A 17,563-nucleotide genomic window follows, 5' to 3' on the forward strand; every position below is an offset into this window, starting at 1 on the left:
AAACTTGGTGGGCGCTGACGGGATCGAACCGCCGACATTCTGCTTGTAAGGCAGACGCTCTACCAACTGAGCTAAGCGCCCTCAATAGATCGAAAGTGTAAATGGCGCAGCGGACGGGACTCGAACCCGCGACCCTCGGCGTGACAGGCCGATATTCTAACCAACTGAACTACCGCTGCATCTACACAATTTCACGATTGTGGTACAAACAATATTAAGAATTAAGTGGCGCAGCGGACGGGACTCGAACCCGCGACCCTCGGCGTGACAGGCCGATATTCTAACCAACTGAACTACCGCTGCACATAATTCCTAACGTAAAGAGCTTGGTGGGCGCTGACGGGATCGAACCGCCGACATTCTGCTTGTAAGGCAGACGCTCTACCAACTGAGCTAAGCGCCCTTAACGACTTTATCGTTTGTGAGGTGCATTATAGAGAATCTTCGCAGGGTGTCAAACGCTTTTCTCTTGGTTTTAAGTTTTTTAGGTTTGAGTGATTAAAAAATAGATCATTTGAGCAAAAAATATGGTTTTTTGTTTATTATTTATCTGTTTATGCCATTTTAAATTTGAAATTTTCTACTTTTAAATTCAGTTTAAACTGTTGACTCAGACTTATTTAAGTAGCCTTCTCGATAAAATGACAGAATATCTCTTAAATCAACGTTCAATATCCACCCTGATTCAAAAATTAATATGCATTAAATAGCTTCAATGCATAGAAATAACATCTTTTACTTTATCTTTTTCTCAATAAGATCAGTTTGCATCGTTATTTTTTCATCATTAAAAGATAAACTCATCTTTTGTTCGGGTCGTGTCCATAGCCATATTGCCACTATCAACATGGTTAAATTTGTAAAGACCTTGACCAGAAGTGGTGCATTGGTAAAGAGCATGATGATTGCGCTAATCGACATCATGATACTGGCTATCCATTTGGCTTTTCTGGGTACAGTGCCATTCTCACGCCATGCACGTAAATTTGTACCATATTTAGGATGATTCATTAACCATGCATCCATTTGTGGCCAGCCTTTGGAAGCAGCCCAAGCCGCTAAGATTAAAAATACTGTGGTTGGCATACCCGGTAAAAGCGCACCAATAAAACCTAGTATAATAAAGATAATAACTAGGGATCGCCAAAACAATATTTTCATACAGCAACTCATTTGAATGAATTCGGTTAGTATATCTCTTTTTAAAGCCTTCCCCATTTTCTAATTTGTTTTTCACTTTTAGTTAAATTGTTGTGGATACCATCTATGCCGATTTTTTTTGAACCTTGGCTTCTCTATAAACAGCCTATAGTTAGGCAACTCGCCTTTACGATTGCCAGTCCGAATATTTTGCAAAATATTCCAGATGAACTTGATCTACGCCACACCTTCGAACTCCATCAGCCAGACTTTTGGTCTACACAATATTTAAGATATCAACCGCGACTGAAACAGTTGGATGAAAATCCCCAAGCGTTGATTGATTTTATTTCACGTTTAAAAAGTACTCGTCTGGGTTTGCGTTTTGAACATTTGATGTGGTTTTGGCTCTGCGATGCTGAATACCATGATTACGAGTTGCTCGGACATAGCATTCAGATCATTGATGGACGGAATACTTTAGGTGAACTCGACTTTTTACTTTTTAATAAGAATACCCAAAGCATCGAACATTGGGAAGTTGCATTAAAATTCTATCTTGCTGAAGCAAATTTTAGCTTAGAACATTGGTATGGTCTTAATCGTAGTGATACCTTACAGCGTAAATTACATCATTTCAGTCATAAGCAATTTCAATTTGAGCAAGCCAAAGGCTATTCAATTCAACAGCGCTTCGTGGTCTTAAAAGGTCAACTTTATACACCTCATTTAAAAACCAATGAAACTACCCCCTTTTGGCTCAATTCGACACGTAGATTAGGGACTTGGGGATATACCCTATTCGATAAAGACTATTATCGCTTACAACGCCAAGAGTGGATTTGTCATGATTTAGCTTTAAGCTCAGATGAAGCCAAATGGTGGACCAATGGTTTATATCGACATATAGATCAAGAACGATATTACATGTTCCGTCAAGCCCCGACTTTATGCACAAATGTTAAATACATGTAAATTTTATTGATTTGACATACATTTCATAACGTTTTTCACATAAAACCTTTGTAGTTATCTTTTTGATTTTTTTCTAAGCTAAATAGACATCAGGAATAAATTAAAATTGGAGATGATGATGAAAAAAATCCTAGCTGCTTCTTTAATCGTTGCTTTTGCACTTACAGGGTGTAATACATTCAAAGGAATGGGAAAAGATGTCTCTAAAGCAGGTGATGCTGTAACAAACACAGCTGAAAAAACTGAAAATAAAATGTAATTCTAAATTGAACTTAAAAAGCCTTATCAATCGGATAGGGCTTTTTTATGTAAAAATCTAAGATGATGCAACGATAAAATTCATCAATCTTTACCCAGTCAATGTCTACTTTTTATATTTGGGATTTCATTTAAATTGTCATTCAGTTTTATCTTCCTCTATTATAGCCAGTAATTTGATCTTTGATTTTCTGTATATGAATCCTTCTGAAACACTAGAGCTTAGCCTACAACTTCTTCGCCAACCTTCCGTTACCCCTATCGATCATACCTGCCAACCCATTATGGCTAATCGTTTAAGTCGTGTTGGTTTTAATATTGAAAATATGCGTTTTGATGATGTAGATAACTTATGGGCAAGGCGTGGTACAGAGTCTCCAGTCTTTTGTTTTGCTGGACATACAGATGTTGTGCCTACAGGTCATTTAGATGCATGGGAATCAGATCCTTTCTTGCCTGAAATCCGTGATGGCAAATTGTATGGCCGTGGCAGCGCAGATATGAAAACTGCACTTGCTGCAATGGTTGTTGCCTCAGAGCGCTTTGTGAAGAATCATCCGAATCATAAGGGTTCAATTGCTTTTCTGATTACTTCAGATGAAGAAGGCCCTTCAATTAACGGTACAGTCAAAGTCATTGAAACATTAGAAGCTCGTAACGAAAAAATGACATGGTGTTTGGTTGGTGAACCATCAAGTACCAATACATTGGGCGATATTATTAAAAATGGTCGTCGCGGTTCATTGAATGCTGTATTAACCGTTAAAGGCAAACAAGGGCATGTTGCATACCCACATCTTGCAATCAACCCAATTCATACAGCGTCCAAAGCCATCACTGAGTTGTGTGAAACAGTGTGGGATCATGGCAATGAATACTTCCCTGCAACCACATTCCAAGTTTCCAATATTCAAGCAGGTACAGGTGCAACCAATGTTGTCCCTGGTACAATGACGGTGACTTTTAACTTCCGTTACTCAACTGAATTAACTGCTGATCAATTAAAAGCCCGCGTTCTTGAAATTTTAGATCGTCATCAAGTCGATTATGATATTTCATGGACACTTTCAGGTCTTCCATTCCTAACACCTGTAGGTGAGCTTGTAAATGCGGCGAGAACAGCCATTAAAAATGTAACAGGCACTGAAACTGAACTTTCAACCAGCGGTGGAACATCAGATGGACGCTTTATTGCTCCAACGGGGGCACAGGTGCTCGAACTCGGTGTACTCAATGCAACAATCCACCAGATCAATGAACATGTCAATATTGATGAATTAGAACCTTTGGCTGAAATTTACGAACAAATTCTTGTGGAATTATTGGCTCAATAAATATTCTTTTAAAAAAAAGGGGCGCATCATGCGTCCCTTTTTCTTTTAAAACTTATATCAACAGCCCAATCAAGCACTCAAACCGATTTTCGTTTGAATACGAGATAAGTTCGGCACGTGATATTTACTGTCACCGATTAATACATATTGCAGAATCGTGTCATCTTGAATCGTTTGATGATCATCAACCACTTCAGAAATACGTAAACGAATCGATTTAGGCATCTCATTACACATCAATGCAAAACGTTGCTCATCCTCATCGCCTTCAATAACCAAAGCTACGCCTAATGTACGATTTGGATCACTAACACTGAAAACAGGCAATTTAACTTCATGCCACTCAACCGTATTTACATGCGTTGCACTATCCAGTGCTGACAATACAACATTTTGTGGCAACAACATTGGATCTTTTTCATAGCACTCAATGACGTATGCATCAATAAACCCTGTTGATACGGTAATCAAATGCTGAAGTTCTTGCGTACTTACATTATCCAGCGCTGAGCGAATTTCATTTTGACTCATATTAATTTCCTAGCTGGTTTCCAATAATGCTGTAATATTTTCCAATAATTCAGCTTCTTGGAATGGTTTACCCATATAGTTCGTTACACCTAAACTGAATGCACGCTCACGATGTTTTTCACCTGTTCGTGATGTAATCATGATAATTGGCAAATCACGATGAATCTCATGATGACGAACCAAATTCGTCACCTCAAAACCATCCATTCGCGGCATTTCAATATCAAGTAACATTAAATCAGGTTTCACATTTTCAAGCTGTTCGATTGCATCAACACCATCTTTCGCGGTAATTACATCAAAACCATTACGTTCAAGCAGACGAGAGGTTACTTTACGTACGGTCACAGAGTCATCTACAATCATGACTAAACGACGTTGATCGCGATGACGTTGAGCCTCACGATGATCACTGGAATCTTTAATACGTTGATGACTTTGAACTTGTCGTGCAATATTTTGACCATCAAGAATTAAACAAACATGACCATCACCAAGAATGGTTGCGCCTGCAACTGACCCAATATTTGAGAACTGATGACCAATTGGTTTTACCACAATTTGCGAACGAGAACCAACCAGCTGATCAACTAAGAGTGCAATGGTTTGCCCCATATTCCCTTTAATCAACAGTACAGGTAATGAGTGCGCAACTCCTTGTAAACGCGGCATAGGCTGATGCGCAACAAACTCAGCCAAATAACGAAGTTTATAAGGTTGTTGATCGATATCGAAATATTCTTCTCTGCTGTTAAAGAATTCTTCAAGTGCAGTAGGTGAGATTCGAACAATACGATCAATTTGTGATAATGGAACAGCAAATTGTTGATCACCGACTTTTACCATCAAGGCATCACTAACTGCTACTGTTGTTGGTACACGAATGGTAAAGGTTGACCCTTGCCCCAATTCAGACTCAACTGTAACTTGACCGCCTAATGATTTAATCTCGCTTTGTACGACATCGAGACCCACACCACGACCTGAAATTTGTGTTACTTGTGATGCTGTACTAAAGCCTGGATGGAAAATTAATTGTAAAGCTTCATCTGGTTCAAGATGTTGATCTGCTTTAATTAAGCCTTGCTCTAAAGCTTTGACTTTGATTTTCGCAGCATCAATCCCTTTACCATCATCTTTGAAAGTCACAATGACATCTGTACCTTGACGGGTAATATTCAGATCAATACGTCCAGTCACCGGTTTCTTGAGTTTTTGACGCTCAGATGTCTCTTCAATACCATGGTCAATCGCATTACGTAACATATGTTCTAAAGGCGATACCAATTTTTCTAGGATAGTACGGTCTAACTCACCTTCAGTATTGTTAACAATCAATTCCGTAGGACGGTTCAACGTTGAAGCGGTTTGACGTACTAAACGTTGTAAACGCGGTAATAATCTAGAGAATGGTACTAGACGCGTGCGCATCAAACTTTCTTGAATTTCAGCCTGAATACGCGATTGCTGTAATAACAAGCCTTCAGTATCACGAATCTTTTCAGATAATGTTACTTTGAAGTCAACCAAATCCGATGCAGATTCCGCAAGAGATTTAGACAGTTGATTCAATGAAGAATATTGATCCATCTCAAGTGGGTCAAAATCACTATAACGTGAATTGAAATCACCATGCTTCGCAATAATCTGAGACTCTAACTCACCTTCCATACGACGCAACTGATCGGCAAGTCGTTGGATCGCTAACTCCATATCACCGAGCGTATTACCGAGTTGCCCTAAATCCATCTCAATACGTGAACGGTTAATCGCATTCTCACCCGATAAGTCGATCATTTTCTCGACCAAATCAGCAGAAATACGAATCATCTCATTATTTTGATCAGACTTAGATGAAGAATCCCACTCGCCTAACATTGAAGGTGGTTCAGTACCATCACCTTGCACAAATTCAACTGGACGTGTATCCAAGAGCAAATCTGTACGAGTCAACTTATTCGGTAATTGTGCTGAAACATCAACGTATTGAATATTGGCTAAATTACTTTTTAGCGTTTCAAAATGTTGATAATTGTTCCGTAAAATTGCATCTTTTAACCAAGTAAACGCCGTTTGAAGCAGTGAATCATATGCATTTGAGTTAAAGTTATGTACAGCAAATTTTTCAAATGCATTCTCTAACTCATAGGAAATATCAGCTACTTGCTCCAAGTTGACCATTTTTGCTCCACCTTTCAAACTGTGGGCAATACGTTGTAATTGAAGCAATAAACTACGGTTACTACGCTGATCAAACCATTGCGTTAAGATTTTATTAGCATCAAGCAATAACTCTTCAGCTTCTTCGAAATAGCTTTCTCTTGCAATTTTTTCAACTGGATCAACATCATCATGATTCGTTTTCCATATATCAATCAGCTCATCTGAAGCTAACTTTTCATGAACCACTGGAGAAATAATCTCATCACTTGCCAAATGTTCAGAAGCTTCAAACTGCTCAGATACATCCTGCAAGATGTGTTGCGAATCAATAGCTGTTTTACTTTCAACAACTGGTAATTCTTCATGACCCACTCGATCAATATTACGCAATACATTGAGGACATGATCAGCAGGATAATCTAAACCTTGATCACGCAAAATTTGAATACGATCTGCAATATCATCTTGAATTAAACGAATACCCTGAACCAATTGTTCGTTCGGATGCATTTGATTTTTGATAATACGTTCATAAATCGTTTCTAACTCATGTGCAATCCAACCAATATTGGCTGCTTGCACCATGTTTGCGCCACCTTTTAACGTGTGCAAATAACGCATGAGATTATTTAAAGCATCTGTATTTTTGAGATCTTTTGCCCAAGTATTCAAATCTTGATCGATACCAACCAATAACTCATCAGCTTCTTCAATAAAGATTTCCAGTACATCCGCATCGAAGTCTTTTAACGTCGCTTCCGAATGTAATGTTTGTTTATCTTTATGGATTTGAGCTGAAACTTGACCAATACCCGCATCTAAACTTTCAAGCGTTTGAGCTTGCTGTGAATCTACAAAATGTTCTAACTGCTCAATATCTTGCAGTACATAATCACTTAATTTTTGCAGAATCTGTTTGGTATTATCATCCAGATTAACACGTTGACCTGAAGCCAAAGTATCAAATAAATGAATAAACTCTTGATGTGCTTGATCATATAATTCAAAGATATAATCAGTATTTAACAGTGTCTGTTTATCTAAGATGGCATCATAACTGGCTTTTAACGCAAGACAGAACTCATGAATACCTTGTGAAGCACGGTTGTCTGTATTTTCAATGAGCAACTGAGCTTGTTGACTCAATTGTTTGAAGTATTCTGGATATTCAGCTTTAGCACGTTGATCAAATTCAAATTCTGCATCTAACAATAAATCGATGTTCAAATTTACCAATTGAGAAACGAGATCTACAGAATTTTCTTGATCATGTAATTGTTCAACTTGGAAGCCATAACGATCCCAAGCATCATTGAATTTTTGATAAATACCTTTTAACTGAGTATCACTGGTACCCGATGCTTTTAATACGTGTAAATAATCACGTACAAACTCAGCATAATGCGTTAAAAGTGCATTTTCATTCAGGCTTGATTCAGTATCTTCCTGCACCAACATTTTAAATAAATGTTCGACCTTACCACTGGCTTCAAATACATCATCAACTTGCGCCATAGATGAACTACCGCGCAAAGTATGTAATGCACGAATCAAACGATTGTATTGTTCAGGGTTATGCTGTTCTTGTTGTAAAAAACCTTCAATTGTCGCTAAATGCTCTTCAGACTCTTCAACAAAAATTGCTAAAGTTTCAGATAATAAATTATCACTTTCAGCATCCAACTCAACAACAGGTTGTACTGCGCTAGCAGAAGCTTCTGAACCATCAAATTCTAGACCAGTGATCACATTTTCATGATTTAACAAACTCGAAAGCGTTAATAATTCTTCTAATGCAGGTTCAATACTTTGACCTTTTTGTATTTGTTGTCCTAATAGAACCAGTGGTCTTAAATCAAGATGCGGAGGTTGAATCTGTTTAAATTCTTTATATAATTTATATTTATATATATTAAATACAGTATTTACATATTCTTGTAATGTTGTCGTTACTGCTAAATTTTTTGCAATAACACGATTTAGAGTATCTTCAACTGTCCAAGCAAGTTCACCTGAACTTTTTGCCCCAACCATTCTGCCAGACCCTTTTAGAGTATGGAAATAGCGACGCATATTGACCAAGACTTCATCTTGATTCGAGTCTTGTACCCATTTTGCTATAAGTGGCTGAAGACTCTCAAAAATTTCATCAAGTTCTTCTACAAAAATTTCTAAAATCTCAGCATCCTGATCAAGATAACTATCTTCAGGCAAAGCGGTTGTTTCAACTAAATGTTTTAATATTTCTTTCATAGCTCAGGCTTCTATGTTTAGTTCCCTTCATTGGGACTTGAACCCTGAACTAAAGACTTATAAAAATAAGCTCAAGCCCAGAGTCATCATTTTCCCTAGCAATATCCACTTGACAACAGATACTGCTCCCCCGAAGAGTATCAATCTGATTATTCAGGTAGTTTAAAGTCTGTTACAGATTGACGTAATGAATCCGCCATATTTGCCAATTCAGAAACTGAACGAGCAGTATCAAATGTAGCAGTCGTCGTCTGTGACGTAATTTCTTGTACAACATTCATCGTCGTTGCAATATGACCTGCAGAAGCAGACTGTAGTTTTGCAGATTCAGAAATGCTGGCAATCAATTTCGCCAAGTTATTCGATACAGATTGAATTTCATCCAATGCAACACCTGCATCTTTCGCCAAGTTCGCACCGCGTACAACCTCTGACGTGGTTTGCTCCATCGAAATTACAGCTTCATTGGTATCGGTCTGAATCGTTTTAACCAGTGTTTCAATCTGTTTCGTTGCAGATGCTGAACGCTCCGCAAGACGCTGTACCTCATCGGCAACCACGGCGAAACCACGACCTGCTTCACCTGCCATCGATGCTTGAATTGCTGCATTTAATGCCAAGATGTTGGTTTGGTCAGCAATATCATTAATCAAAGAGACAATGTTACCAATCTCTTGAGAAGACTCACCTAAACGTTTAATACGTTTAGAGGTTTCTTGAATCTGCTCACGAATCGTATCCATCCCTTCAATTGAGCGGTTTACGACATCAGCACCATTCGATGCAATCTGTACAGAACGTAATGCAACGTCCGCAGATTCAGCAGCATTGGCAGATACGTGGTCAATCGACTGTGCAATTTCATTAATCGCTGTCGATGCACCCGCAATTTCTTGCGCCTGATGTTCAGAAGCTTCAGCTAACTGATTGGTAATACTCTGAGTCGTTTGCGTATAGTGTGCAACTTCTTGTGAAGTTTCATTGATACGCGAAACAAGGTCACGTAATTGGTCGATTGCGAAGTTAATCGAATCGGCAATTGCACCTGTAAAATCTTCAGATACTGTTGCATATGAACGCAAATCACCATCTGCCAAGTCTGCAATCTCATCTAGTAAACGTAGAATCGCATTCTGGTTACGGTCATACTCATCTTGTAGACGCGTTACACGAACTTTATCTGATTCACTACGTAATACTAAGAGTTTGAATACACAGAATAAGAATGCTGCTAAAGCAAGAATTAATACCAATGCTGGTAAAATTGTTCCAAGACCTGTATTTACAGAAAGCTTGTTTAGACCTTCAAGAAGCTTATCCGATTGAGCAAAGACATCAGATGATGCTTGGCGTACCTTCACAATTTGAGTCGAGTTATTCAATACAGAACTTGAAGCTGATTTCAATACTTCATCATAATCGGCTTTGATACTTTCTAATGATTCACGCATTGCTGGTTGATCAATACGAGTCACACCAAGCTCTGCATTACCATTTAACTGTGCATCTAAATACGCACCAAAAGTTTCAGTGTCGGCATTAAAGTCATCTGCTGATGCACGAGAGTTATCAGAACCACCCAATACTGAACCAATAGAACGTAAAATACGTTCTGCGATAAATACTTGGTTTTTCGCAATAACCACCTGACTACTTGGCATGTTTTCACGCGCCATTTGGTCAACCATTAAGTTATATTCAGCCTGAATACCTGGAATTGCTTCACTGATTGCAATATTGGTATCGTATAGGTGATTAATGATTTTTTGTTGCGAAGCAATCAAACTAATATCTTCAGATACTTTATTCCAAATATCTTCAACATTTTTCACTTGAGCACTTGATGAATGTGTATCTTTCACAACCTGCAAGTTTTCTGCAAATTTTTTCTGTGAAGCCACCAAAGCATCAATCGACTCTTTCGTACCAGAAGCCGTAGCTTCTGTCGCTTGACGAGAAATCGTTTGTGATAATAAGCGCAACTCACCCAAACTACGGGTTAAGTCGTTATTTCGAGGAACTGTATAGAACAAAATCAATAAGAATAAAATTGCGACTGCTAAGCTTGCAGCTGCCATTTGGAGAAATGTTTTAGACTTTTCGCTTTCACCGAACAATTTAGAAAATTGATCAAATTTCAACTTCAATTTTGTTATTGCGACCGAACTACTTTTTGGAGCAGTCCCATCCATATTTTTCTTTTTAAGTTTAAAGCCCATTCAGCTTCTCCCCGATACGCCTAACCGTTCTAAATTCAGCGTCGAAACTAGTTTATAAATTTCTCTGATGCATTCATGTATTGCGAATCGTTCAACAAACGACTGAACAAAAATATATTCCAAGCTTGATTGTGCTGCTGAAAATATCCCTGACAATAGTTATTAAGTTTTTCTTCTAAATCGTTATTATCCGAAAAAAAACTCTTCTTATTAAAATGTTGAATTCCCAAAACTTGATCTACAATCAAACCAACGTAATGATCATTATTGCTAATGCATAAGACTTTTTGAGTCGGCAGAAATGGACTTCTTTCACCCGAAATAAAGCAAGCCAAATCCGAGACAGATAACAAACGTCCGCGAATATTCGCAAGCCCTCTTACCCAGCCCTGAACATTCGGGACTGAGGTCAGTTTCGGAGGATAGATAACTTCCGCTACTTCTCCTAATGGAGCAACAAAATACTGCCCCATCATTTCAAATGCAATGCCTGACCACCGGTTTACTTCTCGCTCACTATCAGCATAGTTTTTATTGCCACGCTTAGATAAACGAAGTAATTCGATAAATCCATTTGCTGCCATATATTATACCGCAGTTAGATATTGTTTAATGACACTAATCAACTGTGTCTCATCAATAGGCTTCGTTAAATAATCACTTGCACCCTGTCTTTTACCCCAAACGCGGTCGGTGTCTTGATCTTTCGTACTCACAATAACAATTGGAATATGTTTCGTCTTTTCACCACGCGCAATTTGACGCGTTGCTTGGAATCCGTTGACTCCAGGCATTACAACATCCATCAACACCAAATCAGGTTGTTCAGCTTGCGCCAAAGTCACCCCATCTGCACCATTAGATGCTTCTAAAACTTCAAAGCCATGCTTATTTAGAATTTCTTTAAATCGGTACATCTCTGTTGGTGAATCATCAACAATAAGAATACGCGCCATTTTTTTCCCCAATAAAATTTTTTATTTAAGCACTTACATGATTTCTAATCGCATTTAATAATTCATCTTTACTGAACGGTTTAGTTAAGTATTCATCTGACCCAACAACACGTCCTTTCGCTTGATCAAATAATCCGTCTTTACTTGACAACATTACCACTGGAATATTTTGATAATTCTGTGAGTTTTTAATCAAAGCACAAGTTTGGTAACCATCTAAACGTGGCATCATAATATCAACAAAGACGATATCAGGGTTTGCTTCAGCAATTTTAGATAGCGCTTCAAAGCCATCCACTGCTGTCACAACATTGCACCCTTCTCTTTGTAATAAAGTCTCAGCTGTACGACGAATGGTTTTTGAATCATCAATTACCATCACTTTTAGATTTTGAAATTTTTCGTCCATTTAACGACCCTTCCCATTAATTTGGATGTTTACAGAGCTGAACTCATTTATTTTTTACAATTAATGTGCTTTTTTTAACATATATTTACTTACTTTATCAATGAACATTTCTTGGCACAACTCTCACTTTGTAAGTAACACTTTAAAATGCTCACATAAATAAATTTATTGTGCATTATTTTAGTACTTATATATTTCTAAATTTGTTGCAAAGCCCTAGAATGAGAAAATTATTATCTAAAAATAAGTTAATGCGTCAATTTTCTAGGGGACCAATCTTGAACAAAATTGAGTCTAACACGTTCATCAGAAAAACCACTGTGAAAAAACAAATTTATGCAGTCATGCTTTGCTCTTTTTTCTTTTTGAGTGGGCAAGCATTTGCAATAACTGAACAGCCTAAAGCTGTTTGGTATCGCTATTATGATCAGAAAGGCATTGCCAATATTAGTACTTCTGTCACGCCTTCACATATTCGTTATGGCTATGAAGCACTCGATCGTAATATGCAAGTCATTAAACGTAATTATGCATATAATGCCGAAAAAGATGCTCAACAATCTGGCGCACGTGCATCACAAGCACGCCAAAAAGAACAAGATGCAAAATTAAAAAGAGCCTATAGCAATAGCTCAGTAGCCATCAATAAACGTGATGAGCAACTTGCGAGTATAAAGAAACAAATTGCTCTACAACAAAGTCAACTCAAACAACTTCAAAGCGATCGAATTTTGTTTAAACGCCAAGAAATGGAATATTTTAGAAAAGGAAATCCAGTACCAACGCAAATTAAAGATCGACTCAGATTCAATACCGAGAATATTACAATTACCAAAAATACCATTGAATCGTTACAAACAAACTATCGTAAAACCCAAGAGGATTACGAGACAATTATTAAACGATTAAAAACATTTGAATAATTTAAAATTCCCACTGAACATTGATGTACTTTATAGGATGAGGATGGCATGCAAAATGCTCAGAGAACGGTAGAATCTTTTAGCAAGATCATCAAGTGTGTGATCATTTGCTTAAGTTTGAGTATTACCGCCTGCCAAAAACAACCAACAACTTCGACTGATATTCAACAAAAAAACAAAGACTCAAAAGTTGAATTTATTCAACAAGACTTAGTTAAAGTTCAGCAAGGTTCCTCTATTTCAAAATCCTTTTTCATTGGCACTATTCGAGCCATTAATCAAAGTTCTATTCAAGCACAAGTGACTGCAACGGCGACCAATGTCACAGCTCAAGTCGGGCAAAAAGTGTCTCAAGAACAAGTTCTTGTTCATTTAAATAATCAAGATAATGCTGCTCGTTTAGCACAAAGTCGAGCAAATTTAGCGTCTACACAAGCACAGGCAAAACAAGCTCAAAATATGGTGCAACGTAAAAAACGTTTATATGATCAAGGTTTTATTTCAAAAGTTGAATATGAACAAAGTCAGGTAGATTATCAAGCTCAGCTTGAAAATGTGAAAGCACAACAAGCCAATGTCGATATTTCACTCAAAGCCAATCAAGATGGCATCCTTAAAAGCCCAATTTCAGGCGTGATTACTAAACGTCAAGTAGAACCAGGTCAAACCGTTTCTATTGGACAAACTTTATTTGAAATTTTTGATCCAGATCATTTAGAAATTCAAGCAAAATTACCAACTGAACAACAATCTGCATTAAAAATTGGCAGTCAAATTCAATATAATATTCAAGGCAATCCACAAAAATTAACTGCAACATTAAGCCGAATTTCGCCAATTGCAGATCAAAATAATCGTCAAATTGAGTTTTTTGCCCAACCCAATGAAACTATCACTTCTTTAAGCATTGGATCATTCATTGAAGGTGCTATTTTAGGGAGCAACCCTATTCAGGGACAATTGATTCCTTTAGATACCATTCAAGATATTCAAAACAAACCCTTTGTTTGGGTCGTAAGAAACAATAAAGTCCAACAGATTCCACTGCAGATTTTAGAACAACGCACTCCCGACAACATTGCAATTGTGAAAGGTTTACAAGATCAAGACCTGATTAGTCGCGTCAAATTACATGCGGATGACATTAACAAACCTGTTGTGATTTCAACACCATAAAAACAGGATCAACTTAAGGATTATCCACATGTGGTTAACTCGAATTAGTGTTAAATATCCTGTTTTCACCATCATGATGATGCTGTGTCTGATGGTTTTAGGTTTAGCATCATGGCAACGCATGGGTGTCGAAGAATTCCCTGATGTTGACTTCCCTTTTGTGGTTATTTATACCAACTACGCAGGTGCTTCACCTGAGTCAGTTGAATCTGAAGTCACCAAAAAACTTGAAGATCAAATCAATACTATTTCAGGCTTAAAACAGATTACTTCACAATCAAGCGAAGGCTTATCCATGATTGTGGCGCAGTTTAATTTGGATATTCCATCTGCAACCGCTGCCCAGGATGTACGGGACAAAATTTCATCCGTGACGGCTAGATTCCGAGATGAAATTGATAAACCTGTTGTAGAGCGCTATGACCCAACAGCCAGTCCGATTATGTCTGTTGTGTTTGAATCTAAAAACATGTCATTAAAGGAGCTCAGTACCTATATTGATCAACGCTTAATTCCACAATTAAGAACGGTTTCAGGTGTCGGTTCTGTCAACTTACTCGGTGATGCTAAACGACAAATTCGAATTGAAGTGGATCCATTTAAATTACAAAGCTATGGCATTGGTGTTGATCAAATCATTAACACGCTCAAAAGTGAAAATGTCCAAGTTCCATCAGGTTCATTAACACAAGCTGGGTCAGAACTGGTGGTTGAAATTCAATCTAAAGTGGTAAATCCAACTTCATTTGGTGACCTTATTGTTGCCAATAAAAACGGTGCGCCCATCTTCCTCAAACAAGTTGCTCAAGTTGAAGATACGCAAGCAGAACAAGAATCTGGCGCATTTTTACAAGGCAATGCTGCGGTTTCAATTGATATTCTCAGAAGCTCTGATTCTAATGTGATTAATGTAGTCGATGGAACCTATAAAGTTCTAGATGAAATTAAAAAACAACTGCCACAAGGCACTCAATTGAAAGTCGTTGTTGATGGTTCAAAATCTATTCGGGGTACGATTAAAGATGTAGCCAGAACCATTATTGAAGGTGCAATTCTTGCCGTTATCATTGTTTTACTATTTTTAGGTTCATTCCGCTCTACAGTCATTACAGGGCTTACTTTACCCATTGCCCTACTCGGAACCTTGACTTTTATTTGGGCATTTGGCTTTACTATCAACATGATGACGCTATTGGCTTTATCACTTTGTATTGGCTTGTTAATTGATGATGCTATTGTGGTACGTGAAAACATTGTTCGCCATACCGAAATGGGACAAGACCATGTCACAGCGGCACTAGAAGGCACCAAAGAAATTGGCTTAGCCGTTCTTGCTACAACTTTAACCATTGTGGCTGTATTCCTCCCCGTTGCTTTTATGGGTGGGATTATTGGCCGTTTCTTTTTCCAATTTGGTGTAACCGTCAGTATAGCCGTACTGATCTCCATGTTTGTGAGTTTTACACTTGACCCGATGCTTTCAGCACATTGGGCAGAGAAGCATAATCCAAATCAAAAACCATCTGCCCTAAAACGATTTTTTAATGCATTTTCAAGACAACTTGATCGCCTGAATCATCTTTATGCCAAACTTCTAAAACTTGCACTTCGTTTTAGATTCGTCACTGTCATTATTGCTATCGCTTCATTATTTGGCGCTTTGGCTTTGTCTAAAATGATTGGAACTGAATTCGTACCTGTACCTGACAAAGGTGAAATTCGGATTAAATTTGAAACCCCTGTCGATGCATCATTACAATATACGCAAGCCAAATTAAAACAAGTCGATCAAATTGTCCGTGAAAATCCTGTTGTGATTTCCACCTATGGCGTCATCAATGCTACGACCAACAAAGGCAAAAACCATGTGTCTATACGTGTCCGCGTAACACCTCGAAATGAACGTAGCAAAACACTAAATGATTTAAACAGAGAATTCCGACAACGTCTTCAATCCGTTGCAGGAATTAGTGTGACATCCATTGCTTCTGCAGATGAAACTGTATCAGGCGGTCAAAAACCGATCATGATTTCTATTAAAGGACAGGATTTAGATGAGTTACAGAGAATCTCTGATCGCTTCATGCAAGAAATGGCAAAAGTTGAAGGTGTAGTCGATTTAGAAAGTTCACTCAAAACACCGAAACCTACTCTATCTATGACCATTAATCGCTTGGTCGCCAATGATCTCGGCTTATCCGTCAATCAAATTGCCAATATCGTGCGCCCATTATTGGCAGGTGATAATGTCACCACTTGGGAAGATAATCGTGGTGAAACCTATGATGTCAATTTACGTTTAAATGAAAATAAACGTGCTTTACCTCAAGACATTCAAAATCTTTATGTCAATTCAAATAAAACGGATACGAACGGACAAAATATTCTGATTCCGCTCTCTTCTGTAACAACACTCGATCAAACCTTTGGTGCTTCACAAATTAATCGTCGTGATTTATCTCGTGAAATTCTGGTTCAAGCCAACACTTCTGGTCGTCCTGCTGGTGACATTGGTAAAGATATCCAAAAGATTCAAGAAAACTTTAAACTGCCTGCTGGTTATAGCTTTAATACCCAAGGTGCTAATAAAGATATGGCAGAATCAGCAGGTTATGCGCTTACTGCGGTTACGCTATCTATTGTCTTTATTTATATCGTACTCGGTTCACAGTTCAACAGCTTTATCCACCCTGCTGCAATTATGGCTTCACTTCCTCTTTCTTTAATCGGTGTGTTTTTAGCACTATTCCTCTTCAACAGTACCATGAACTTATTTTCCATCATTGGAATTATCATGTTGATGGGATTGGTCACCAAGAATGCCATCTTATTAATTGATTTTATTAAGAAAGCAATGGAACGAGGTGAAAGCCGTTATGACGCCATCATTCAAGCAGGTACGACCCGCTTACGCCCCATTTTAATGACCACCAGTGCAATGGTGATGGGAATGGTACCTTTAGCATTAGGAATGGGTGAAGGTGGTGAACAAAGTGCACCGATGGCACATGCGGTAATTGGTGGCGTGATTACATCCACTCTACTCACTTTAGTTGTTGTTCCTGTGATTTTTACTTATTTAGATGATTTCAAAAACTTTATGATGCGACAATTCCAAAAAATCACGACTTAATTCCAATATTTTAAATGTAGTTAACATTATCAAATGTGAGCTACATTTTTTTAACGTATAATCTCAACTTTATTGCTCAAAATAATAGGACAG

General features: G+C 37.9%; 13 protein-coding genes and 4 tRNA genes. 6 read left to right on the forward strand and 11 right to left on the reverse strand.

All coding sequences use genetic code 11. From position 1 onward, the window contains the following. Nucleotides 1–5 precede the first annotated feature (5 nt). The 5 genes from B9T35_RS11195 to B9T35_RS11215 all read right to left on the reverse strand — a co-directional run bounded on the left by B9T35_RS11195 (nt 6) and on the right by B9T35_RS11215 (nt 1,161). Nucleotides 6–81: transfer RNA gene (locus B9T35_RS11195), tRNA-Val, on the reverse strand. A 21-nt stretch (nt 82–102) separates the two neighbouring features. Further along, nucleotides 103–179, reverse strand: a tRNA-Asp gene (locus tag B9T35_RS11200). Nucleotides 180–226: 47 nt separating this feature from the next. After that, nucleotides 227–303: transfer RNA gene (locus B9T35_RS11205), tRNA-Asp, on the reverse strand. A 24-nt stretch (nt 304–327) separates the two neighbouring features. Then, a tRNA-Val gene (locus tag B9T35_RS11210) sits at nt 328–403 on the reverse strand. A 332-nt stretch (nt 404–735) separates the two neighbouring features. Beyond that, on the reverse strand, nt 736–1,161 hold the full coding sequence (locus B9T35_RS11215) for a YbaN family protein (protein WP_086191197.1): 426 nt from the start codon (nt 1,159–1,161) through the stop codon (nt 736–738). A 105-nt stretch (nt 1,162–1,266) separates the two neighbouring features. Between B9T35_RS11215 and B9T35_RS11220 the strand changes: the two genes are divergently transcribed. From B9T35_RS11220 to dapE, 3 genes are all read left to right on the forward strand, one after another. Beyond that, a complete protein-coding gene (locus B9T35_RS11220) occupies nt 1,267–2,115 on the forward strand; it encodes a DUF1853 family protein (protein ID WP_086191198.1) in 849 nt (282 codons plus the stop codon). A 115-nt stretch (nt 2,116–2,230) separates the two neighbouring features. Beyond that, entirely contained in the window at nt 2,231–2,374 is a 144-nt protein-coding gene (locus B9T35_RS11225) for an entericidin A/B family lipoprotein (protein WP_171264271.1), read from the forward strand. A gap of 196 nt (nt 2,375–2,570) precedes the next feature. Then, on the forward strand, nt 2,571–3,707 hold the full coding sequence (gene dapE / locus B9T35_RS11230) for a succinyl-diaminopimelate desuccinylase (RefSeq protein ID WP_086191200.1): 1,137 nt from the start codon (nt 2,571–2,573) through the stop codon (nt 3,705–3,707). 69 nt (nt 3,708–3,776) lie between these two features. On the opposite strand, the gene B9T35_RS11235 is transcribed toward dapE, so the two are convergent. From B9T35_RS11235 to pilG, 6 genes are all read right to left on the reverse strand, one after another. After that, complete coding sequence (locus tag B9T35_RS11235) at nt 3,777–4,238, reverse strand: hypothetical protein (protein ID WP_086191201.1); 462 nt, start codon at nt 4,236–4,238, stop codon at nt 3,777–3,779. A gap of 9 nt (nt 4,239–4,247) precedes the next feature. Then, nucleotides 4,248–8,654: an Hpt domain-containing protein gene (locus B9T35_RS11240; RefSeq protein ID WP_086191202.1), complete on the reverse strand. Its 4,407-nt coding sequence runs from the start codon at nt 8,652–8,654 to the stop codon at nt 4,248–4,250. A 149-nt stretch (nt 8,655–8,803) separates the two neighbouring features. Further along, a complete protein-coding gene (locus tag B9T35_RS11245) occupies nt 8,804–10,873 on the reverse strand; it encodes a methyl-accepting chemotaxis protein (protein WP_086191203.1) in 2,070 nt (689 codons plus the stop codon). Nucleotides 10,874–10,920: 47 nt separating this feature from the next. After that, complete coding sequence (locus B9T35_RS11250; RefSeq protein ID WP_086191204.1) at nt 10,921–11,457, reverse strand: chemotaxis protein CheW; 537 nt, start codon at nt 11,455–11,457, stop codon at nt 10,921–10,923. Between the two features lie 3 nt (nt 11,458–11,460). Beyond that, the gene (locus B9T35_RS11255) at nt 11,461–11,829 is read right to left on the reverse strand and encodes a response regulator (RefSeq protein WP_086191205.1); all 369 of its coding nucleotides are present in this window, start codon (nt 11,827–11,829) and stop codon (nt 11,461–11,463) included. A gap of 25 nt (nt 11,830–11,854) precedes the next feature. Continuing rightward, nucleotides 11,855–12,238: a twitching motility response regulator PilG gene (gene pilG, locus B9T35_RS11260; protein ID WP_086191206.1), complete on the reverse strand. Its 384-nt coding sequence runs from the start codon at nt 12,236–12,238 to the stop codon at nt 11,855–11,857. Nucleotides 12,239–12,582: 344 nt separating this feature from the next. On the opposite strand from pilG, the gene B9T35_RS11265 reads away from it, so the two are divergent. From B9T35_RS11265 to B9T35_RS11275, 3 genes are read left to right on the forward strand one after another with little or no spacing between them, the layout of a single operon-like run. Beyond that, nucleotides 12,583–13,161, forward strand: coding sequence for a hypothetical protein (locus tag B9T35_RS11265; RefSeq protein ID WP_086191251.1), 579 nt, complete (start codon nt 12,583–12,585; stop codon nt 13,159–13,161). Between the two features lie 48 nt (nt 13,162–13,209). Further along, nucleotides 13,210–14,337 carry an efflux RND transporter periplasmic adaptor subunit gene (locus B9T35_RS11270; RefSeq protein WP_086191207.1) on the forward strand — a complete coding sequence of 376 codons (1,128 nt, stop codon included), beginning with the start codon at nt 13,210–13,212 and terminating at the stop codon, nt 14,335–14,337. 28 nt (nt 14,338–14,365) lie between these two features. After that, complete coding sequence (locus B9T35_RS11275; protein ID WP_086191208.1) at nt 14,366–17,470, forward strand: efflux RND transporter permease subunit; 3,105 nt, start codon at nt 14,366–14,368, stop codon at nt 17,468–17,470. The last annotated feature ends 93 nt before the right edge of the window (nt 17,471–17,563 follow it).

It is taken from the genome of Acinetobacter sp. ANC 3832 (assembly GCF_002135415.1).
Taxonomy (GTDB): Bacteria; Pseudomonadota; Gammaproteobacteria; order Pseudomonadales; family Moraxellaceae; genus Acinetobacter.